This window comes from uncultured Algimonas sp. (assembly GCF_947498175.1).
Taxonomy (GTDB): domain Bacteria; phylum Pseudomonadota; class Alphaproteobacteria; order Caulobacterales; family Maricaulaceae; genus Litorimonas.
Genome location: NZ_CANMJB010000004.1, coordinates 1 through 20,164 on the forward strand (window position 1 = coordinate 1; position 20,164 = coordinate 20,164).

Sequence of the window (20,164 nt, forward strand, 5' to 3'; positions counted from 1 at the left end):
TACCCCCGGTGGGGCATGACGAGGATATAATTTCCGCAGAAATCGTGGAAGCGGTTGAAAGGGCGGTGAACTTTCCGGCGCGCAAGAGCGCTATAACGAGGATGGGTCTACGACAGGTTGCAAAGTGGTGGAGGATGGGCCGCGTAGGGATGGGCCGCCTGCGGCGGGCTTCTTCAACGGGTCCCCCTCCGACCGCGCTGACGCGCGCCCACCTCCCCCTCACGGGGGAGGAACTTAGATGGAGAGATGGCCTGACCCCAAGTTCCTCCCCCGCGAGGGGGAGGTGCCGAACGCAGTGAGGCGGAGGGGGACATACGAAAAAGCCCGCCGTCAGGCGGACCACTCATGGGCTTCGCGGCGGCGTTGCCTTCGCGTCCTTTGGGACGCGTGTTCCTGCGGAACAAGGTTTGCGACGATTGCCTTTGGCAATCTTAGACCCGCATGGCGGGACGCAAACCTGTGGGGGCCGGGGTCGAGGGTAGCGACCGCGTCAGATCCGCCACGATGTCCTCCGGCGCTTCAAGCCCGATGGACAGGCGGACCAGGCCGTCGGAGATGCCATGACGCATCCGCTCTTCCGGCGTGTAGGGACTGTGGGTCATGGAGGCGGGGTGCTGGATGAGGGTTTCGGCGTCGCCGAGCGAGACGGCGCAGTGGATCATGGACAGACCGTCGATCAGCGCCTGGCCCGCGGCCATTCCGCCGTGGAGTTCCAGCGCGATCATGCCGCCGAACGACGCACCGGTGGAGGACTTCATTTGCCGCCGGGCCAACCCGCCTTGGGGGAAGCTGTCCAGGCCGGGATAGAGCACGCGCGCGACGGATGCGTGCGCCTCCAGCGCCCGGGCGACGGTCATCGCGCTGGCGCAATGGCGGTTCATCCGCAGTTCCAGCGTCTTCAACCCGCGCAAGACCAGCATGGCCGTCATCGGTGCCATGACGGCACCGGTCATGTCCTTCAGGCCGTAGAGCCGGATGCGCTCAATCGTCTCCGCCTCGCCGAGCACGATTCCGCCGACCAGGTCGCCGTGACCGCCGAGATATTTGGTCGCCGAATGCACGACCAGATCGGCGCCGTGTTCGAGGGGCCGGGTCAGAACGGGCGTGGCGTAGGTGTTGTCCACCATCGTCAACGCGCCGTGGGCGCGGGCGATGCCGGATACGGCCCGGATGTCGACCAGCCGCATGTTCGGGTTGGCCGGGGTTTCGAAATAGACGAGCTTGGTCTGCGGCCCGATCGCCGCGGCCAGAGCCTCCGGATCGCCGAGATCGCAATGGGTGATGGTCACGCCGAACCGTTCCAGACCGTGATGCAGGAAGGAGAAGGTGCAGCCATAGAGGGTTTCGTCCGCGATGATTTCGTCGCCCGGTCCGACCAGCGTCCACAGGCTCGCCGTGATCGCGCCGATGCCCGATGCGGTGGCGAGCCCCGCTTCCGCGCCTTCCAGGCACGCCATGCGCCGCTCCAGCAGGTCCAGCGTCGGGTTGGAAATGCGGGAATAGGCATGGCCTGCGCGCTCGCCCGCGAAAATGTCCCCGCCCGTTTCCGCGCTGTCGAAGACGAAGGTGGAGGTCATGTGAACGGGCGGGGCGAGCGCGCCCTCATGGTCCAGCGGATCGTAGCCATGATGGATGGCGCGCGTGGCGAAGCCGGTTTCCACACTATCGTATTTGCCTGACATGGTGTCAGGATATGCTGTCCGGCTTGGCATTTTCGTGCCAATGAAGCGCTTCGGCACCAAGTCTTGGCAGAAAGTATCGGAAATGGACGCGATCGACCGCAGGATCGTCCGCGCGCTGCAACGCGACGGACGCATGAGCAACCGCGAGCTGGCCGACCATGTCGGCCTGTCGCCTTCGCCCTGCCTGCGCCGCCTCAAGGCGCTGGAGCGGGACGGCGTGATCCGCGGCTATCATGCGGAGGTCGATGCGGAGCTCTACGGCCTGCCGATCACGGTCTTCATCCGCGTCCGGCTGGAACGCCATGACGAGGACACGGTGAGCGGGTTCGAAGCCAAGGTGCGGTCCAACGACAACATCGTGGAATGCCATGTTATGACCGGCCAGGCGGACTATCTGCTGCGGGTGATGGTGGCGGATCTGACCGATTACGAACGCTTCGTGCGCCGCGAGCTGCAGCGCATCGGCGGCGTCGCCTCCATCGACACCAGCTTCGCCTACGGCCAGGTCAAACGGCGCGCCGCCTTTCCCCTCGTCCCGCGCGAGGGATGATAGTGGGGCACTCCGGTTTCGATGGCGAGATCCTGGAGCCGTCGCGACGCAAGACCGACGGGATCTTCGTCCGTCAGGCCTCGGTAGAGGTCAGAAACCCGCACAGAACGGCCCGGAACGTCTCGGGCCGGTCCAGATTGGCGAAATGTCCGGCACTCGGAATCACGGCATGGCGGAAGCCGGGCTTTCCACTCAGCGTGTCGAGGGTCGGGGCGCTTTGGCGGTTGATCGCCTTGTCCATCTCGGCGGACAGGAACAGGATCGGCCCGTCGAAACGCCGTGCCGTTTCGCGGTAGTCATAGGCGCGGATGGTCTGCTGCACGGCGCGCATGACCTTTGGATCGGCGGTCTCGTACATGTTGCGCAGCAAGGGCCGGGCCCGCTCCGTCGCCTGCCGGGCGACCAAGGCAGCCAGACGCTTGCGTCCCAGCAGCCGGGCCAACCCGTATTGCAGCGCGGCGACGCCGGGCGGGTAGGCCAGGCGGTAAGCGGTGCCGAAAGTGCAGAGAGAGGCGATCCGGTCCGGATGCCGACCGCACAGCTCCAGCGCCACCAGCCCGCCCAGCGAATTGCCGATCAGATGGACGGGAGGGGCGGCTTCCACGACCAAGGGAGACAGGTCGGCGGCCAGTCTGGCGACCCGCAAAGTCCCGAAGGCGAGCGGGTCCGGCGGCGTCGACCGTCCGTGTCCGCGCAGGTCCGGCACGAGGACGCGGTAGCCAATATCCGCGAAATGCGCGGCGTCCCCTTCGAACTGGCGTCCATCGGCGCCGAGCCCGTGCAGGAACAGAAGCGTCCCGCGCGTCCCGCCGTCCCACTCGCGCCAATGCAGGCGGATACCGTCCGCGCCCTGTTCGTCGTGCCGGATCATGGAAGGCGGCTTGGCTCAGGTCTCCATCCGGCCGAAGGCCAGCGAGCCGTCCTCGCGCACGATGTCGAAAGCGGCTCGGGAGGCGGCCCTGTAGTCGCGGGTCAGGACGGTGTCGACGGCGACGAATTCGGCGCGGGCACCGTCGCGGGTCAGGTGCAGGTCGATATAGCCCTTGCCTTCGGGATCGTGGTGGCGGACCATCGGGTTGGCTTCCGCCAGCAGGCGCGAATAGGTCGCCCCTTCCGCGCCGAAATAGGTGGACGCCCCCGGAGAGGTCACGGCGTTGGTGCCGAGTTCCACGCCCATGCGGCGGCCCGAAGCGTCGCGCAGCTCGTTGGCCCACCATTCATGCGTGTCGCCCGTCAGCACGATCAGGTCCGTCGCCCCGGCTTCGGCCATGGCGGCGTAGAAGCGTTTGCGTGCCGCCGGGTAGCCGTCCCACGCGTCCAGGTTCAGCGGAATGCCCAGGGCGGACAGGGCGATGAAGTCGCGGATCTGAGGGAAGACCTTCTCGATCTCCGCGATGGCCGGGGAGTTCGCCAACGGGGTGAGGTCCGGCGCCGTGACTTCGGCCATGATGATCTGGTTGGCTATGACGCGCCAGCGCGTGCCGTCCTCGACCGACGCCGCCAGGGTCCGCGCCAGCCGCTCGGCCTGCGGACGGCCGAGCAGCTCGCGCCGATCGTCGGGCAGGTCGACCTCCTTGAACTGCGCCAGACCTTCCGGCGTGGCCAGCGTCGGGCCGATCACCGCATAGTCCAGCTGCTCGGACCGGGCCATCAGCCGCGTTTCCAGCGTCGCCAGCGTGACCAGGTCGCCCCACTGGAAGTCGCGCAGCAAATCCTCCGCCGCGCGGCCGGGCGCCGGATCGCGCACGGGCATCCATTCGTAATAGGCGCGCAGGGCGGCGGCCCGGCGCGTGTCCCAATCGCCTTCGCCCATGTCGGGATCGTGGTTCTCCGCCCCATTCTCCCAGCTATTGTTCGTCGTTTCGTGGTCGTCCCAGATCGGGATCAGCGGATGGGCGGCGTGCATGGCGCGGCTGCCAGGGTCCGTTTTGTATTGCGCGTGGCGGGTGCGGTAATCGTCCAGCGTGACGATCTCGGCATCCGGCGCATGTTCGCGGCCCAGCCGTTTGGAGACTTCGCCGCCATACCCTTGCGTCGAATATTCGTAGATATAGTCGCCCAGATGAATGACCGCGTCGATGTCGCCGCGGCGCGACACCGCGTCATAGACGTTGAAATGGCCGAAGGCGTGGTTGGAGCAGGACATGACCGCGAAGCGCGCGGCGTCGAGACGGCCCGTCGGCAAGGTGCGGCTGCGCCCGGTTTCCGAAGCGGCATCGTCCGTGTGGAAGCGGTAATGGTAGAGGCGCCCCGGCTCCAGCCCGGTGACATCCACCTTGAGCGTCCAGTCGCGCGCCGCACTGGTTCGCGCCGTGCCGTCCGCGATCACGTCGGCGAAGTTTGCATCGGTCGCGACTTGCCAGGCGAGGTCGGCTGGTCCGGTCGTGCCCGCCGGCGGGCTCACGCGTGTCCAGATCAGGAAGCCGTCCGTCGCCGGTTCGCCCGACGCGACGCCGTGACGGAATTCCGCGCCGCTTAGCGCCGCACCGCGCGTCGCGCCCGTCGTCGTGCAGGCGGCCAGGCCCGTGGCCAGACCGCCGAGCAGTCCGCTTCTCAGCGCGCCGCGTCTCGAAATCCGCATTCCGTTCCTCCCGTGTCTCCGCTTCGTCCCTGCCCGGCTTTCGTGACGCGGATATGTCAGCGGTGATCCGCCTATTCGGCGGAGGCGCCTTCGAACGCGCCGCCGAGCGAACGCCAGGCCGCGGTGATGATGCCGGCCCGGTCGATGAAGCCGTCCATGTCCGCCATGTCGTCCAGCGGCGCAGCGGCGAGGATCGCCTCCAGACTGTCGCCCGCCTCAAAGCGCAGCTGTACACGCTCGAGAATGGTCTGCAGCGTGTCGCGCGCCTCGCGCAGTCCGGCCGCATCCGTGATCGGGCCGTGGCCGGGAATGATGACGGTCCGCGGGTCGGACAGGGACAGGGCCTTGTCGTGGGCCGCGATCATGCCCTGCATCGACCCGCCGCTATCGACATCGACGAAGGGGAACATGCCGAGAAACAGATTGTCGCCCATGTGGATGACGTTCGGTTCTTCGAACACGACGATGGAATCGCCGTCCGTATGGGCGGCGGGCATGTGGACGGCCCGTGCCGTCATGCCGTTGAAGTGCAGGCTGGCTTCGTCGGTGAAGGTCACGACCGGCCAGAAATCCTCGCTCTTGGCTTCGTTCATCCGCCCGAACGCCTTGTTCATGTAGCTTTCGCCCATGCGGATGCGCACATTCTCATGCGCCATGATCATCGCGCCCGCTTCGGCCATTTCGGGGTTGGACCCGGTATGGTCGCCGTGGATATGCGTGTTGATGACGAACAGCAATTCGTCGTTCTCGCCCGCGATCTGGCCGACATGGTAGAGGATCTCCTCGGCGTTTCGCGAGAACTTGTCGTCGATCAGCACCACCCCGTCGGGTCCGGAACTGACGCCGATATTGCCGCCGGGACCGAACAGGACATGCAGATTGTCCGTGATGCGTTCCACGGTCAGCTGCGGATCTTCCGGCGCGGGGCGCTCGGTCGTGTGGGAATGCTGGTCGTGGGCCTGGACCGTCGGCGCGGTCAGGCCCGCCAGCAGGATTGCGGTGCACAGCAAGGCGGTTCGAGTCATGATGTCTCTTTCTATGAGGCGAGCGAGAGCCGCGCGCCGGGCGGCAGCACCCGGTCGGGGCAGGCGTGATTGTCCATGTGGGCGCGGATGTTGATGAGGACCTTCTCGCCCATTTCGCGACGGCTCTCATGCGTCGCCGATCCGATATGCGGGGCGAGAATCACGTTTTCGAGACCGAGAAGGTCCGGATGCGGGCGCGGTTCGTCGGCATAGACGTCCAGGCCCGCCCCGGCCAGGCGGCCCTGGGCCAGCGCGTCGGCCAGCGCGGCTTCGTCCACGATCCCGCCGCGCGACGTGTTCACCAGATAGCTGTCGGGCTTCATCAGGGCCAGCGTGCGCCCGTCGATCAGGTGACGGGTGGACGGGGTCAGCGGCGCGTTGATCGACAGGATGTCGATCTCGGCCAGCATGTCTTCCAGCGTGTCGTGCCAGTTCGCGTCCAGCGCACGTTCCATCGTTTCGGGGACACGCGTGCGGTTGTGGTAATGGACGGACAGCCCGAACGCGTGGGCGCGGCGCGCCACCGCGCTGCCGATCCGGCCCATGCCCAGAATGCCGAGCCGTTTGCCGCGCACCCGGTGGCCCAGCATGTGGGTCGGACCCCAACCGTCGAATTGGCCCGCCCGCAGGCGGCGGTCGCCTTCGACCAGGCGGCGCGGCACCGCCAGGATCAGCGCCATGGCCAGGTCGGCCGTATCCTCGGTCAGCACGCCGGGCGTGTTGGTCACGGTGATGCCGCGCGCATGCGCGGCGGCGACGTCGACATGGTCCGTGCCGGCGCCGAAATTGGCGATCAGGCTCAGCCGGTCGGGGGCGGCCGCGATCACGTCTGCGCCGATGTCGTCCGTCACGGTCGGCACGAACACGTCGCAATCGGCGATGGCGGCGATCAGTTCGGCCTGGCTCATGGGCGTGTCGTCATCCCGCAGGACGGCATCGAACAATTCGCTCATCCGCGCTTCGACGGCATCCGGCAGTTTGCGGGTGAGGCAGACGCGCGGACGGACGGGACGGGACACGGCTCCGGCATCGGTCTGCTTGGACGACATGGGCTCTCTTGGCGCGGCAGGGGGGGCGGGCGCAAGGGCTGCCCGTGCCGCAGGCGCGGATTCCGGGCATAAACAGTCTGATTAATGACCCCTTAACGACGTTTCGCAATAGGTGACACCATGCGGACCCCATCCACAGCTCCGTCCCGTTCCATGCGCGGCACCGGTCTGGCAAAGCGAATCACCGGCCCTTTCGGCGGCCCTGTCGGCGGTCTGGTCGGGAGTCTGGTCGGGAGTCTGGCCGCGGCCTGGCTCCTCGTCGCCTTGCCCGCATCGGCGACCGACCCGGTCCCGCAGACGCGGACCTTGGCCATGAACGTCGCCAAGCCGGCGTCGCCCCTCCACGCGTCCGCACCCTTGGGCAGTCTGTACCGGGTGGAGGGTGAGCGCACACCGTCGGGGTTCGACGTGCCGCGCTTCGTGAGCCTGAAATTCGGCCGGGTGAATGCGCGCACGGGTCCGTCGCGCAACCATTCCATCGCCTATCAGTACCGCCGTCGCGGCCTGCCGTTGATCGTGGTGGCCGAAACCGAAATGTGGCGCAAGGTGCGCGATGTGGACGGCGACGAAGCCTGGGTCCGCAAGCCGGCCCTGTCCGGCGAACGTTTCGCCCTGCTGACGGTGCGAACGGCGGTCCGCGCCCGTCCCGACGCGGACGGCGCGACGATCGCCCGAATCGACCCGAACGTGCTGGTCAGGCTGGATCATTGCGATGCGGGCGATTACTGCCGCATCCGCACCGATAACGGCGTGAAGGGGTTCGCCCCGCGCGCGGCGCTCTGGGGCGCGCAGACGATGGACTAGCTTCTGTCGCTGGCGTCCTAGAAGCGACGCAACAGACGGTCCAGATAGTCGCGTTCCTGTTGGTCGCGTTCGGCCTCCGAGGCCCTGCGCCGCAGCTCTTCGAGGATCTCGCGCGACCGCTCCGCATTGTCGCGCGGATCGAGATCGGCCTGGGCATTGTCCGAATCCATCCCGTCCAGACCCCGGCCCAGCGGATCGGTTCCTTCCGCGCTTTCACCGGAAGCCTCGCGCCGTTCGGCCAGTTCGCGGCCCAGCGCATCGCCCGCGTCGCGCAGGGCGCGGATCGCGTCCATCTGGGCGTTGCGCGACTCGCCGAACGAGCCCCGGCCCAGCGCCTCTTCCGACTCGCCCATCGCCTCCAGCGCCCGGCCCAGCGCGTCGCCGGAGGATCTCGCTCCGCCGCTCTCCGGCGTGCCGTTCGGATTGGGGTCGCCTTCGCTAGTCCCGCCTTGGCCGGGCTCGGGCGATCCGGCGTCGCCCTCCTCGCTCCCGGCTTCGGCGGACCGGTCGCCCGCTCCGGGGAGCTGCTCGCGCAGACCCTCGACCATGCGTTCGATTTCGGCCTGGCGGTCGGCCAGGTCCTGCGGCGAGGTGGGTTCGCCCGCGCGGCCCGGTTCGCCGAAGCGCCGCATCAGTTCGTCGCGTTCGGCTTGTCGCGTGCGGTCCTGCAGGTCGCGCTGTTCGCCCAGGCTCTCGGCCAGTTCCTCCAGCGCTTCGCGCATCTCCTCGCTGATCGCGTCCTCGCTGTCGCCGTCCCCGCCCCCGCCGCCGCCCGGCGTGATCTGCATCTGCATCGTCTCCAGCAGTTCGGCCAGCTGTTCCAGCGCGCGTCGCGCCCCTTCCGTGTCGCCGACGCGGTTGGCCTCCTCGATCGCGTCCAGCAGCGCCTGGATCTCGTCGGTCGAGCCCATGGGCGAACTCCCGCCGCCGCTGGGGTCCGCGATCTCGGCGTTCTTGCGCAGCTCTTCCATATAGGCGTCCACGGCCTGGTTGTAGCGCTCGAACAGCGTGTCGATCTCGCGCTGCGGCGCGCGGCGGGCAATGCCTTCGCGCAAAGCGGCCTGCGCTTCCTGCATCTCCTGCAGGGCCGTGCCCAGCACACCGAACTCCGCCCGGTTGGCCAGGGTCCACATATGGTCGGGCAGGCCGTTCAGTGCCTCGGCCGACTTGGCGTAGCGCAGCGTCTTGCCGATATGGCGCAGGCCCAGATAGACGACCGGATCGTTGAAGATCGCCGGGTCGGGACGCTCCGTCACGGCGTCGATCAATAGCGCGGCGCGCTGCACCGGTTCGGGCGCGCGGCCCAGCCGCCACGCGGTCTGGAGCGTGTCGAACGTGCCGTCCGAGGCGTCGTTGTCGGGCCGGTCTTCCGGCGCAGGCCCGTAGTCGCCGGATCCGCGCAGGACCAGGCCGCGCTGTTCGATGATGGCCTTGGCCAGCGGTTCGACGAAGATCTTGTCGGGCACGGTGGTGAAGAAGGGTTCGCTGACCCCGCGCTGCCCGGCCCCGTCCACGGCGACCAGCCGCGCGGCCACCTTGCGGCCCGCCAGCGGATGGCGTGTCAGGTCCAGTTTCACGGACCGGTCGGTTGCGTCCTTGAAACCGCCCGCTTGCGTATCGACGTCGGACGTGTCGCCGTCGAAGACGGTGGCGATATCCATCGCGTCCGGTATCTCGATCATCTCCAGCCGGACTTCCTCGACCCCGTAATCGTCGGACGCATCGAATCGCAGCACCAGCCGGTCGCGCTTGTCGGCTTCGGGGTCGTCCAGCGTGTCGATGGTGGGCGGAGCGTCCGGCAGGGCGTCCACCGTGAAGACCTTGCGGCGCGGCCCGATGCGCCAGTCCAGCACGCCGGAGCCGTCGATCACCGTGCGCGCTTCCGCGCTGGTCCGGCCCAGCGGGACCGGATCGATGAAGCGCGTGTCCGCCTCGCCGATATAGCGCGGTCGCGGCAGGACGGACGCGCCCGACGCCCGCACGACCAGCGTGGAGCCGACCGGCGCGCGGATCGGTCCGTCGCCTTGGGCGTAGATGGGTGGGCGGCCCGTATAGTCGGGCGGATCGACCCAGGCCTCGAAGGTGATGTCGTAGGGGTTCGTCGGCGGCAGCCAGACCGGCGACAGGGCGCGGCGCGTGCGTTCCAGCGCCAGACCCAGCGTCAGGAACAGGGCCAGGCCCAGCGCGATCGGTGCGACGATGCGCAACCCATAGCGGTCGATCCGCGACAGGGCCGGTTTGCGCCCCACGCCCCGGATGGCGTCCGCCTGCTCGCCCGCCTGTTTCAGATGGGCGGGCCACAGCTCCGGCGACAGCGCCGGGGCGTCGCGCAACGTGTCGAGCGGACGATGCGACAGCCCCGCCGTCCTTTCCAGCCGCCGCAGCGCATCCGAGCGGGTCGGCCAGCGTTTGCGCCGGACCTTGAAGGCCGCGCGCCCGATCAGCGCAAGCGTGCCGGTCAGCGCCAGGAGCCGCAGCGGATCGCCCGCCACTTCCCACGTGCCGAACCAGGTCAGGATCAGGAAGGCGGCCAGCGCCAGCGCGGGCAGAGCCAGGACCGGGGCGTAGGCCTCCCAGACCAGGCGCGCGCGCGCCAGCACGGCGAGACGGCGCAGCCGGATCGGCAGGACTGTGTCGGAGGTCGGCACGAAGCCGGGCCTAGCGTAGGCACGGCGCGCCTGTCGCATAAAATATCAGTTATACGGCGCGGCGAACCGCCCTAGCGCCGCCGTCGCCCGCCTGCGCCGCGTCCGCGGCGCCCCGTCGTGCCCGCTTCCACCGGCGGATTGACCAGCGCACCGAGCGTCTCCTCCAGGCTCGCGCGCGTCGGTCGCGGTCCGGGCTCGTTGCGCGCGAGATAGTCGTCGATGGAACGGCGCATGGCGGCGACGTGTTCCGGCGCGTTGCCGCAACACCCGCCGATGATGCGCACGCCCGCGTCGGCCGCGAGCTGGGCATAGTCGTACATCAGCTCCGGCGTGCCGGAATAGACGGTCTCCTTGCCCATGACGTGCGGGATGCCGCAATTGGCCTTCCCGACGATCACCGCGTCCGGGTCGGCCGCGGTCATGTCGAGCGTGCCGAGCAACAGGTCGGACGCGCCGACGCCGCAATTCGATCCGACGGCCAAGGGCGGCTCGGACAGACCGGCGGCGATGTTGTGGATCTGGTCCGGCGCGATGCCCATCATCGTCTTGCCGGCCGTGTCGAAGCTGGCGGTGTAGACATACGGCATGCCGCAATCGATGGCGGCCTGCGCGGCGGCCTGGATTTCCTCGGCCGCGGACATGGTCTCGATCCAGATCACGTCCGCCCCGCCGTCGCGCAGGCCCTCGATCTGGGTCTTGAAGGCGGCCACGGCGCCCTCCATCGTCATTTCGCCCATCGGTTCGAACAGCTCGCCCGTCGGCCCGACGGATCCCGCCACCACGACCGGACGCGTCGCCGCTTCGGCCACCCGGCCCGCGATCTCCGCGCCCGCCTTGTTGATGGCGTAGGTGTCGTCCTGCGCGTCGTGCAGTTTCAAGCGCGGTGCATTGGCCCCGAACGTGTTGGTCAGGATGATGTCCGACCCGGCCTCGACGAATTGGCGGTGCAACGTCTCCGGCTTGGACGGTTCGGTCAGGTTCCAGATGTCGGGCGGGAAGCCCGGCTCCAGGCCCATATGCATGAAGTTCGTGCCCGTCGCCCCGTCTGCCAGAAGCAGGGGCGTGCGTTGCAGCAGGTCATATAAAGAAATTCGCATATCCTTCCCATGATCGGGCTCTGCGCGCTTGTCAAAGCCTGTTTCGCCCTCTAGGTCGCGCGGCGTTCCGGTCATCTGAAAGGATGTGAATAGGGAACGGGGTGGAAATCCCCGACAGCGCCCGCTGCCGTGTTTGGCGAGGGGCGCCGCATCAGGCCACTGCGAGAGCGGGAAGGCGCGGCGCACCACTATCAGCCATCAGTCGGAAGACCTGCCGGATCATGTCGCCAGCGCGCGCGGGCGGGGCCGACCGATGCGCATGGATGAGGGGGAGAGGGTCCCGCTCACTCAATGACGACGTCTTTGCAACACCGTGCGACGGGCGAGACCCGCGCGCGACACAGGAGACGTGCGTGATGAAACGCTTTATTTTGGGAACGGCCTTGGGGATCGCCTCGGCCGTCGCGACGAACGCGGCCGGCTGGGCGCAGGTGCAGGCGGATGTCGATGACCCGGACCTGTTCGACACGGATGAGGTGGTCGTGTCCGCCACACGGTTGGGCGCCCTGGATGCGGACGAGCTGACGATCGCGTCCTCCGTCCTGACGGAAACCGAGATCGAGGCCCGCGGCCAGCAATATGTGTCGGACCTGCTGCGGTCCATGCCGGGCATCGCGATCAGCGCGTCCGGATCGCGCGGCAACCTGACCCAGATCCGCGTCCGCGGGGCCGAAGCCAACCATGTGGTCGTCATCATCGACGGCGTCGAAGTCGCCAACCCCAGCGACGGCGGGTTCGACCTGTCGGGCCTTCGCGCCCAGGACATCGTCAGGATCGAAGTGCTGCGCGGCGAACAGTCCGCGCTCTACGGGTCGGACGCCGTCGCGGGCGTGATCAACGTCGTCACCCGGGCCGGGAACACGGCCGAGCGCTGGCAGGCCAGCGTGGAAGGCGGATCGCGCGGCACGCTGGAAGGGCAGGCGAGCGCCGTCATCCCGATCGGCACGGCGGCCCTGTCCGTGAACGGCAATGCGTTCCGTACGGACGGCTTCGATATCTCCGGGCTCGGCGGCGAAAAGGACGGATCGACTTCCGAAACCATCAATGTCGGCTTGAATGCGGTGCGTTTCGGCGGTGCGCGTTTCGATGCCAAGTTCGCCCATTCCAACGTGAACGCCGACTTCGACAGCGGGTCGCCCCTGCGCGACACGTCCGACACGTTGGAGGCCGGGACGACGACGGCGCGCGGCGATGTGAGGTTCAAGACCGGCGTGATCGACCACAAGATCGGCCTGGGCCATCTGGAGCGCAGAACCGATACAAAGAGCCCGACCGGGACGAGTCGGTCCGTGGGCGAGAGAACGACGGCGAGCTGGGCGGCGGGCCTGACGCGCGAGACGGACAAGTTCACCCTGCTGGGGGAATTCGAACGCGAGACCTACAGCAATTCGCCCAACAGCGTCGATCCGGACGGCAAGGCGGAGAACGACACGGCCGCCATCGCGGCCGAATACCGCCGCACGCTGGGGCCGGCGACGCTGACTGCGTCGGGCCGTTACGACAGCAACGATCTGTTCGACGACGCCGTGACCTGGCGCCTGGGCGCGGCCTATGACTTCTCGTGGGAGGGCCGTCTGCGCGGCAGTGTCGGCACGGGCATCAAGAATCCCACCTTGATCGAATTGTTCGGCTTTTTCCCGGCCAGCAATTTCATCGGCAACCCCGATCTGGATCCGGAGAAGTCGATCGGCGTCAATGTCGGCTACCAACAGACGATCGGTGCGTTCGAAGGCTCGGTCGATCTGTTCTATTCCGAACTGCAGGACGAAATCGACGGGTTCGTGTTCAACGGCGTGTCCAGTGTCCGCAACCTGGAGCGCGACTCGACCCGGCAGGGCGTCGAACTGGAAGCCAGCTACACGCTCGGCACCGTCCGGCTGTCAGGCTCCGCGACCTTCCTGGACAGCGACCAGGGCGACGTCGAAGAGCAGCGGCGACCGGACATGCTCGCAAGCGCGACGATCGACTGGGATGCGACGGACCGGCTGCGCCTGTCGGCCTATGCCGACCATACGGGCAGCCAGCTGGATTCGGACTTCTCGACCTTTCCCGCGCCGCGCGTCACGCTCGATGCCTTCACTCTGGTCGGCGCCCGCGCCGCCTATGCCGTGGGCGATCATGCGACGGTGAGCTTGCGGGGCGAGAACCTGTTCGACGCGGATTATCAGGAAGTCTTCGGCTACGCCTCGCCGGGCCGGGCCGTCTTCGCCGGGCTGGCGCTCGACTTCTAGCGGGTCCGCCCGGTCGCGTCTTCAATCCGTCGGCACGTCCGGCAGATCGAGATCGGCCGGGCGGATCACGTCCTCGCCCAGGAAGGCGAGGTAGCGCGAGATATCGTGGCCGCGCGCTTCCAGCGCGTCGATCAGGCTGTCCTCGCCCAGCAAGTGCGACAGGCCGACGGCCGCGAACCCTGTACCGGATCCGTCCATGAAAGCATCCAGCCGTTCGGCCCAGGCGGCGTTGCGGTCGGTCAGCACGGCGGCGACGTAGCCGTCCGGCGCGTTTTCCAGCGGTCCGGTCAGGGCCGCTTCCAGCGCATCGACATCGCCCACGGCCCAGTCGCGCGCGATCGCGGCGAGTGTGTCGTCCATCTCCTCGAAGCGTTCCATCGTATCGGTCAGCAGCTCCAGCTGAACGGCTTCGGGCAAGTCCGCCATCTGGCGGATCTGCGCTTCGGCGGTTTCCAGGAAAACGACGTTCTTGCCGGACCGGGCCGCGCGCGATTTCAGCGCTTCGTCCGCCGATAGCTCCGCGCTCAGTCCGGCCGCGTCCGCCGCGGCCAGCGTCAGGAACTCGCCCGCCAGCCAGGGCCGCATCGAATCGAGTGCCGCCAGGTCGACCCCGCCATTGTTCGCCACCGCTTCGAGCAGGATGGACTGGTAATTGTCGAGCGTGTCGGTCAGGCGGTGCCCGTCGCGCCGGAACCCCCGTTGCGTGGCCAGCGCCTGTGCGCGCAGGCCCGCCGCCCCGGCATGGTCGGCTTCGAAGAAGACGGTGCCGCTTTGCGCGAACGCCTCGCGCATGTCGTCGCGCTGCCACCGCAAATCTTCGGGCAGCAGATGGACCGTGCCGAACAGATAGAGCGTGCTGTCTTCGTCCTGCAGGCGCCAGAGGGCCGGCCCGTCATTGCGGGCGCGGGCGTCTTCGACCTTGCGCATGGCCCCGTCCGTGACGGGAACGCGGTCGCAAGCGGCCGTCAGGGTAGCGGCAGCGAGGAAGGATAGGATGAGACGCAGCATGTCGGCGCGGTCCCTAGGGCGGGGCGGGGCGCGCTGGCAACGGATTTTCACGTCCGCACAGTGGGGCCCCTCGCGCAAACGTCAGTGGCAAGGCCGCATTTCGCTGCTAGGGCGGCGCCCATGAATGCGCCGATCGATCCCGCCAAATTCCGCGATCCTCTCATCACGGCCCAGGGCGACGTCCGGGCGTCCGTCGCCTTCCGGGGCTATGACACGCTCTGGTTCAATACCGGCTCGCTCTGCAATATCGAATGCGCCAACTGCTATATCGAAAGCAGTCCGACCGCCGACCATTTCGTCTATTTGACGCCCGGGGACGTCGCGCCGTTCCTGGACGAACTGGAGGCGCCCATCGAGATCGGCTTCACCGGCGGGGAGCCGTTCCTGAACCCACACATGATCCGCCTGTCCGAGATGGCGCTGGAGCGCGGCCACCGGATCCTGATCCTGACCAACGCCATGCGGCCGATGATGCGGCCGCGGGTGCAGGCGGGTCTGCTGGATCTGAAGGCGCGCTTTCCCGCCCGCGTCACGATGCGGGTCAGCCTCGATCACTACACGGCCGAAGGCCATGACGCGGAACGCGGCGCGGGCGCCTTCGCCAAAGCCCTGCCGGGCGTGGATTGGCTGGCCGCGCAAGGCTTTGCGCTCCACATCGCCGGGCGGGCCGTGTTCGCGGACTCGGAGGTTTCGGCGCGCAGCGGCTACCGCGCCCTGGTCGCGGATCGCGGCTGGCCTGTCGATGCCGACGACCCGGCGGCGCTGATGCTGTTTCCGGAAATGGACGACCGCGCCGACGTGCCGGAAATCACGACCGCCTGCTGGGACATCCTGTCTGTTTCACCGGACAGCCTGATGTGCGCCAACTCCCGCATGGTGGTCCGGCGCAAGGGGGAAGGCCGCGCCCGCGTGCTGGCTTGCACGCTTCTCTGGGACGATCCGCAGTTCGACATGGGCGCCACGCTGGACGAAGCGGCACGGACCGTCAGCCTGAACCATCCGCACTGCGCCACCTTCTGCGTCCTCGGCGGGGCGAGCTGTTCGGCCTAATCCCGGAAGTGCTTGGACAATCGCAGGCCCTGCGCCTGGTAGGAGCTGCCGTTCGCCCCGTAGAGATCGGTCGGTTCCTCGGTCAGCGCTTCGAAGACGAGATGGGCGACGGGTTGGCCGTGGGACAGCAGGAAGGGCACGTCGCGGCCGCGCACTTCCAGCACGGCGCGGCTGCCTTCTCCTCCTGCCGACGCCACGCCGAAACCGGGATCGAAAAAGCCGGCGTAATGCGCGCGGAACTCGCCGATTTCCGTGTCGATCGGCGCCATTTCGGCGGCTTGGCCAACCGGTATCTCGACGGCTTCCCGGCTCGCGAGGATGTAGAACTCCTCCGGTTCGAGAATCAGACCGCCATTGGTCAATCGCACCGGCTCCCAATAGTCGAGCGCGGCATGCGCCCCGATCCCGCGCAGATCCACAAGGCCGGAATGGCGGCGGGCGCGGTAGCCGACGACCGGCGCCTCCGGCGACAGGTCGAGCGACACGGTCTGGCGGTGCAGCGGTGCGGGCGGAGCGTCGCGGAAGCGGATCTGGGACAGCCGGTCGCCCGTTCGCACCAGCACCGGGAAGGTTCGCGGCGCGACTTCCAGCCATAAAGGCCCGCGATAGCCCGCGGGCAGCGCATCGAACCGGTCCGACGCTTCGCCGATGGCGCGCGCGAACACGTCCAGCCGCCCGGTCGAGCTTTTCGGGTTGGCGAGCGCGGAAACATGGTCCGGCAGGTCCAGCGTCTCGCGCAGTTCGATCAGGTAGATGCAGCCCGTTTCCAGGACCGCGCCGGCATCCAGGTCGATTTCGTGCAGATGCAGCGCCTCGATCCCGTCGGCCACGCGCCCGCCCGCTCCCGGCAGGAAGGAAGCGCGCATCCGGTAGGCGCGGCGACCCAGCGTCAGGTCGAGCGAGGCGGGTTGCAGCGTCTGCGGCAGGATTTCGCCCGGAGCCAAAGGCACGGGCGGAGCGACGCGGACACGGCCCGCCTCGATCAGCGCGGCGATCTGCTGTGAGGGCAGGATCATGGGGCCTGCCTAGGCGTCCCTCCGCTCCGTCTCAAGGCCGCATCTGCCGGAATCCGGTTGATTTTTCGGGCATGACCCGGGGTCCGGCGCAGGATGCCGGTCCGCTTCGCCGGTTAGGTGATCACTGTTAAAACATGGAAGTTGGCATGCTAAAACAGTTGCAAGCCCGCAGTCGTCGTGGAAGCGTGAGGGCGCTCGGCAGACACAGAGCCGGACTCGGGATGGGTCCGGTCCGGCCGGGCCTGGAGGGGTCGCGATGGACAAGACGATGGAACAGGACGCCGCCGAAGCCGGCTCCGTGCCTCCGGGGCTTCCGAGCCTGTTCGAGCAGCGCACCAAGGACGTCATCGTCCGGGTCGAACCCGAATATCTCGCCGAGCAGAGCAGCCCGTCCGACGGGCGCTTCATCTGGGCCTATACGGTTGAAATCGACAACCAGTCCGACGACGATCTGCGCGTGACGGGGCGCTATTGGCATATCGCCGACAGCCGCGGCCAGGTGCAGGAAGTGCGCGGCCAGGGCGTGGTCGGCGAGAAGCCGGTCGTGCGCGCGGGCGAACAGTTCCGCTACACCTCCGGCGCGCCGCTATCGGCCCCGTCCGGCATGATGAGCGGTTCCTACCGCGTGGAATCCGATGCGGGCGACGCCTACGACATCGACATCCCCGTTTTCGTGCTGGACAGCCCCTTCGAAGGGACGATGTTCAACTAGCTGCAGACTTTCAGGCCCCAAGCCGAGGGCGGTTTTCCCGGGTCGGCATCTTACGTTCCGGCTGACGGCCGGGCTTTCTCCGTCTTCCTGTTCCGCCATACGCTTCCCGCCCGATCGGCGAGGGAACGCGCTTCTGTGAGCCCGCCTTCCGTTCACGGTGCTTTGCGCCTATATCGCCTCCACCATGCCCACCACGCTTCTCGATACCAAGGCCGCGACGCCGCTCGCCGGACGCACGGCGGATGGCCGCGTGCGCCTGCCGGGGCTGAGTCGCGCCGAGATCGCCGCGCACCTCGCCGAGATGGGCGTCGAGGCGAAAAAAGTGCGCATGCGCGCCAATCAGATCTTCAACTGGGTCTATCATTGGGGCGTGACCGATTTCGCGGCGATGACCAACATCGCCAAGGGATTCCGGGCCGATCTGGAAGCCCATTTCACGCTGGCGCGGCCCGGAGTGATCGAACGCCAGGTCAGCCGCGACGGCACGCGCAAATACCTCATCCGCATGGCGCCGGGCATCGAAGTGGAATCCGTCTTCATCCCGGACGTGTCGCGCAGCGGGGCGCTGTGCGTCAGCTCTCAGGTCGGCTGCACCCTGACCTGCACTTTCTGCCATACCGGCACGCAGAGGCTGGTCCGCAACCTCACGCCGGCCGAGATCGTGCTGCAGGTCATGGCTTGCCGCGACGATCTGGGCGAATGGCCGGCGGCCAAGGGGCGCGAAGGGACCGACGTGACCGAATGGCGGCATGGTGGCGACCGCAAGCTCGTCAACATCGTCTTCATGGGCATGGGCGAACCGCTCTACAACACCGATAACGTCATCGAGTCGATCGACCTGATCAGCGACGACCAGGGCCTGTCCATCGGGCGCCGCCGCATCACGGTCAGCACATCCGGCGTCGTGCCCGACATCGCCAAGGTCGGCGCCGCCAATCCGATGCTCGCCATTTCGCTGCACGCGGCGGATGACGAGACGCGCACCCGGATCATGCCGATCAACAAGAAATATCCGCTGGACGACCTGCTGCAGGCGTGCCGCGACTATCCCGGCCTGTCCAACGCCCGCCGCATCACGTTCGAATATGTCATGCTCAAGGGCGTCAACGACACGCCGCAACATGCGCGCAACCTGATCACCAAGCTGCAGGGCATTCCGGCCAAGGTGAACCTGATCCCGTTCAATCCCTGGCCCGGTTCTCCTTACGAATGTTCCGACATGGACGTCATCGAGGACTTCGCCCGCCGCCTGAAAAAGGCCGGCCTCGCCGCCCCGGTCCGCAAGACCCGCGGCGAGGACATCATGGCGGCGTGCGGGCAGCTGAAATCCGAAAGCGAAAAGCAGCGGGCGAGCGTGTTGCGCAAGGCGGCCAAGGCTGCACCCTGACCGCCGCGCCCTGACCGCCGCGCCCTGACCGCCCCGCCCCCTAATTGCCCTGTCCCTAATCGTTCCGTTCAACGCGGCGCACGCTGCGGATGATCGCCGCATGGTCGCGGCATTCCGCCTCGGTTGGCACGATGGCCCCTGCGGATGTCGCGCGCAGAGTGAGCGCCAGCGTGAGGCCGTTGAGCGAAAACCACCAGTCGGTCCGGCTGTCGTCCCGGTCGTAACCGCCCACGCGCAAGCCCGGCAGGCCGCCCGCATCGAACTCCGTGGCGCGATTTCCGGCGTCGAAGGCCTCCCGGCTGAGATCGTGCAGCCCCCGCACCGCGTCCAGCGCCGCAGTCATTTCGAAACGGCCGAGCCCGATCCGCCACACCGTGCCGACGCGCATGTTGGAGAAAAGCGGGCTGGGTGCGGCGACTTCGGCCTTCACCTGGGCCTGATCGGGCAGGTCGAGTTCAAACCAGGCGAGTTCGAGCGTGAACACCGGGCTACTCTTCCACTTCTTCCGTATTGAGCAGGCCGCGCGAGACTACGCGCAAGGCCTGCGGATCGTCGATGACGGCGAGCAGGCGCAGCAGGCGGGCGCGCGTCTCGGCTTCCGTCGCCCCGTCCGGCGCGGTCGCCGCGATCCGGCGCAGCAGCGCTTCGGCACGCGGCAGCAAGGCGGGGTCTTCCAGCACGATCAGCGAGAAGGCGTAATTGCCCATCACGACGATGTCGTCGGGCCGGGCCGCTACGGCCGCATCGTAATGGCCCATCCCCTCTTCCAGCGACGCGCCGAACCGTCCGTCGCCCGCGCCCCGAACGATGCCCAGATGCCAGGCGCCGTAGAGCGCATCGGCGCGCCCGTCGTCCGGCGCGGCGCGCTCGAACGCCGCGATGGCGTCATGCGTCTTGCCGACCAGCCCGTGCATCACGATGCCCAGCGGACTGCTCGACCGGGTGCGGAAGCCCATGTGCAGCGCGTGCAGGAACAGGCTTTCCGCATTGTCGGGATCGCGGGCCAGGGCGGCTTCCGTCAGGTCGAGCGCGTCCTTGGCGTGGTCCTTGGGGTCGTCGATCTTCAGCAGCATAATCTCCGCCGCCATGGCTTCGGCGGCGAGGTTGAGCCCCGCGACCGTATCGGCCTCCAGCGCCACTGTCCGCGCATCCGCATAGGCCCCTTGGTCGATCAACGCCCGCGCCGACTCGGACGCTTGGGCGGGCAGCGGCAGAAGCAGGGCGAGAAGGACGAGCAGACGGGTCATGGCGGTCCTGTATCACATCCCATTGCGACAGGCATGAAGGGCGTACATCAATGACCGTCCCCGGCACTCATTGAACC

The 20,164-nt window shown here is 67.8% G+C and carries 17 protein-coding genes and 1 riboswitch; of the genes, 6 read left to right on the forward strand and 11 right to left on the reverse strand.

Annotated elements, in window-relative coordinates; all coding sequences use genetic code 11:
* Nucleotides 1–431 precede the first annotated feature (431 nt).
* Nucleotides 432–1,682 (reverse strand): methionine gamma-lyase, encoded by a 1,251-nt coding sequence (locus Q0718_RS07005; protein WP_298915514.1) that lies wholly within the window; start codon nt 1,680–1,682, stop codon nt 432–434.
* Nucleotides 1,683–1,764: 82 nt separating this feature from the next.
* On the opposite strand from Q0718_RS07005, the gene Q0718_RS07010 reads away from it, so the two are divergent.
* The gene (locus Q0718_RS07010; RefSeq protein WP_366523845.1) at nt 1,765–2,232 is read left to right on the forward strand and encodes an Lrp/AsnC family transcriptional regulator; all 468 of its coding nucleotides are present in this window, start codon (nt 1,765–1,767) and stop codon (nt 2,230–2,232) included.
* 73 nt (nt 2,233–2,305) lie between these two features.
* On the opposite strand, the gene Q0718_RS07015 is transcribed toward Q0718_RS07010, so the two are convergent.
* The 4 genes from Q0718_RS07015 to Q0718_RS07030 all read right to left on the reverse strand — a co-directional run bounded on the left by Q0718_RS07015 (nt 2,306) and on the right by Q0718_RS07030 (nt 6,887).
* Nucleotides 2,306–3,103, reverse strand: a complete 798-nt coding sequence (locus tag Q0718_RS07015) for an alpha/beta hydrolase (RefSeq protein ID WP_298915517.1) — start codon at nt 3,101–3,103, stop codon at nt 2,306–2,308.
* A gap of 15 nt (nt 3,104–3,118) precedes the next feature.
* Nucleotides 3,119–4,813, reverse strand: coding sequence for an alkaline phosphatase D family protein (locus Q0718_RS07020; RefSeq protein WP_298915520.1), 1,695 nt, complete (start codon nt 4,811–4,813; stop codon nt 3,119–3,121).
* A gap of 71 nt (nt 4,814–4,884) precedes the next feature.
* Entirely contained in the window at nt 4,885–5,838 is a 954-nt protein-coding gene (locus Q0718_RS07025) for an MBL fold metallo-hydrolase (protein ID WP_298915523.1), read from the reverse strand.
* An 11-nt stretch (nt 5,839–5,849) separates the two neighbouring features.
* Entirely contained in the window at nt 5,850–6,887 is a 1,038-nt protein-coding gene (locus tag Q0718_RS07030) for a D-glycerate dehydrogenase (protein ID WP_298915528.1), read from the reverse strand.
* A gap of 120 nt (nt 6,888–7,007) precedes the next feature.
* Here Q0718_RS07030 and Q0718_RS07035 point away from each other — a divergent pair, with 120 nt between their 5' ends.
* The gene (locus tag Q0718_RS07035) at nt 7,008–7,691 is read left to right on the forward strand and encodes an SH3 domain-containing protein (RefSeq protein ID WP_298915531.1); all 684 of its coding nucleotides are present in this window, start codon (nt 7,008–7,010) and stop codon (nt 7,689–7,691) included.
* Between the two features lie 17 nt (nt 7,692–7,708).
* Here the strand turns inward: Q0718_RS07035 and Q0718_RS07040 are convergent, their stop codons facing one another.
* Both Q0718_RS07040 and bmt read right to left on the reverse strand, forming a co-directional pair.
* Complete coding sequence (locus Q0718_RS07040; RefSeq protein ID WP_298915534.1) at nt 7,709–10,339, reverse strand: DUF4175 family protein; 2,631 nt, start codon at nt 10,337–10,339, stop codon at nt 7,709–7,711.
* Between the two features lie 71 nt (nt 10,340–10,410).
* Nucleotides 10,411–11,436 (reverse strand): betaine--homocysteine S-methyltransferase, encoded by a 1,026-nt coding sequence (bmt, locus tag Q0718_RS07045; protein WP_298915537.1) that lies wholly within the window; start codon nt 11,434–11,436, stop codon nt 10,411–10,413.
* 51 nt (nt 11,437–11,487) lie between these two features.
* A riboswitch (cobalamin riboswitch) is annotated at nt 11,488–11,670 on the forward strand.
* A 122-nt stretch (nt 11,671–11,792) separates the two neighbouring features.
* Between bmt and Q0718_RS07050 the strand changes: the two genes are divergently transcribed.
* On the forward strand, nt 11,793–13,667 hold the full coding sequence (locus Q0718_RS07050) for a TonB-dependent receptor (RefSeq protein WP_298916549.1): 1,875 nt from the start codon (nt 11,793–11,795) through the stop codon (nt 13,665–13,667).
* Nucleotides 13,668–13,688: 21 nt separating this feature from the next.
* On the opposite strand, the gene Q0718_RS07055 is transcribed toward Q0718_RS07050, so the two are convergent.
* A complete protein-coding gene (locus tag Q0718_RS07055) occupies nt 13,689–14,675 on the reverse strand; it encodes a TraB/GumN family protein (RefSeq protein ID WP_298915540.1) in 987 nt (328 codons plus the stop codon).
* Between the two features lie 120 nt (nt 14,676–14,795).
* Between Q0718_RS07055 and Q0718_RS07060 the strand changes: the two genes are divergently transcribed.
* Nucleotides 14,796–15,725, forward strand: coding sequence for a radical SAM protein (locus tag Q0718_RS07060; RefSeq protein WP_298915543.1), 930 nt, complete (start codon nt 14,796–14,798; stop codon nt 15,723–15,725).
* Here Q0718_RS07060 and Q0718_RS07065 read toward each other — a convergent pair.
* Nucleotides 15,722–16,741 (reverse strand): 2'-deoxycytidine 5'-triphosphate deaminase, encoded by a 1,020-nt coding sequence (locus Q0718_RS07065; protein WP_298915545.1) that lies wholly within the window; start codon nt 16,739–16,741, stop codon nt 15,722–15,724. The genes Q0718_RS07060 and Q0718_RS07065 overlap by 4 nt on opposite strands.
* A 256-nt stretch (nt 16,742–16,997) precedes the next feature.
* On the opposite strand from Q0718_RS07065, the gene apaG reads away from it, so the two are divergent.
* Both apaG and rlmN read left to right on the forward strand, forming a co-directional pair.
* A complete protein-coding gene (gene apaG, locus Q0718_RS07070) occupies nt 16,998–17,453 on the forward strand; it encodes a Co2+/Mg2+ efflux protein ApaG (RefSeq protein WP_298915548.1) in 456 nt (151 codons plus the stop codon).
* A gap of 184 nt (nt 17,454–17,637) precedes the next feature.
* A complete protein-coding gene (gene rlmN, locus Q0718_RS07075) occupies nt 17,638–18,840 on the forward strand; it encodes a 23S rRNA (adenine(2503)-C(2))-methyltransferase RlmN (protein ID WP_298915550.1) in 1,203 nt (400 codons plus the stop codon).
* A 55-nt stretch (nt 18,841–18,895) separates the two neighbouring features.
* Here rlmN and Q0718_RS07080 read toward each other — a convergent pair whose 3' ends face one another.
* Together Q0718_RS07080 and Q0718_RS07085 are read right to left on the reverse strand one after the other, a co-directional pair.
* Nucleotides 18,896–19,324: a hypothetical protein gene (locus Q0718_RS07080; RefSeq protein ID WP_298915552.1), complete on the reverse strand. Its 429-nt coding sequence runs from the start codon at nt 19,322–19,324 to the stop codon at nt 18,896–18,898.
* A 4-nt stretch (nt 19,325–19,328) separates the two neighbouring features.
* Entirely contained in the window at nt 19,329–20,087 is a 759-nt protein-coding gene (locus Q0718_RS07085) for a hypothetical protein (RefSeq protein WP_298915555.1), read from the reverse strand.
* Nucleotides 20,088–20,164: the final 77 nt, after the last annotated feature.

Excerpts from the sequence above, each read along its gene's own strand:
- Q0718_RS07065 (WP_298915545.1), bottom strand. The coding sequence starts at position 16,741 with ATGATCCTGCCCTCACAGCAGATCGCCGCGCTGATCGAGGCGGGCCGT.
- Q0718_RS07025 (WP_298915523.1), bottom strand. The coding sequence starts at position 5,838 with ATGACTCGAACCGCCTTGCTGTGCACCGCAATCCTGCTGGCGGGCCTG.
- apaG (WP_298915548.1), top strand. The coding sequence starts at position 16,998 with ATGGACAAGACGATGGAACAGGACGCCGCCGAAGCCGGCTCCGTGCCT.
- Q0718_RS07050 (WP_298916549.1), top strand. The coding sequence starts at position 11,793 with ATGAAACGCTTTATTTTGGGAACGGCCTTGGGGATCGCCTCGGCCGTC.
- Q0718_RS07035 (WP_298915531.1), top strand. The coding sequence starts at position 7,008 with ATGCGGACCCCATCCACAGCTCCGTCCCGTTCCATGCGCGGCACCGGT.
- bmt (WP_298915537.1), bottom strand. The coding sequence starts at position 11,436 with ATGCGAATTTCTTTATATGACCTGCTGCAACGCACGCCCCTGCTTCTG.
- Q0718_RS07005 (WP_298915514.1), bottom strand. The coding sequence starts at position 1,682 with ATGTCAGGCAAATACGATAGTGTGGAAACCGGCTTCGCCACGCGCGCC.
- Q0718_RS07020 (WP_298915520.1), bottom strand. The coding sequence starts at position 4,813 with ATGCGGATTTCGAGACGCGGCGCGCTGAGAAGCGGACTGCTCGGCGGT.
- Q0718_RS07085 (WP_298915555.1), bottom strand. The coding sequence starts at position 20,087 with ATGACCCGTCTGCTCGTCCTTCTCGCCCTGCTTCTGCCGCTGCCCGCC.
- Q0718_RS07030 (WP_298915528.1), bottom strand. The coding sequence starts at position 6,887 with ATGTCGTCCAAGCAGACCGATGCCGGAGCCGTGTCCCGTCCCGTCCGT.
- Q0718_RS07015 (WP_298915517.1), bottom strand. The coding sequence starts at position 3,103 with ATGATCCGGCACGACGAACAGGGCGCGGACGGTATCCGCCTGCATTGG.
- Q0718_RS07060 (WP_298915543.1), top strand. The coding sequence starts at position 14,796 with ATGAATGCGCCGATCGATCCCGCCAAATTCCGCGATCCTCTCATCACG.
- Q0718_RS07010 (WP_366523845.1), top strand. The coding sequence starts at position 1,765 with ATGGACGCGATCGACCGCAGGATCGTCCGCGCGCTGCAACGCGACGGA.
- Q0718_RS07055 (WP_298915540.1), bottom strand. The coding sequence starts at position 14,675 with ATGCTGCGTCTCATCCTATCCTTCCTCGCTGCCGCTACCCTGACGGCC.
- rlmN (WP_298915550.1), top strand. The coding sequence starts at position 17,638 with ATGCCCACCACGCTTCTCGATACCAAGGCCGCGACGCCGCTCGCCGGA.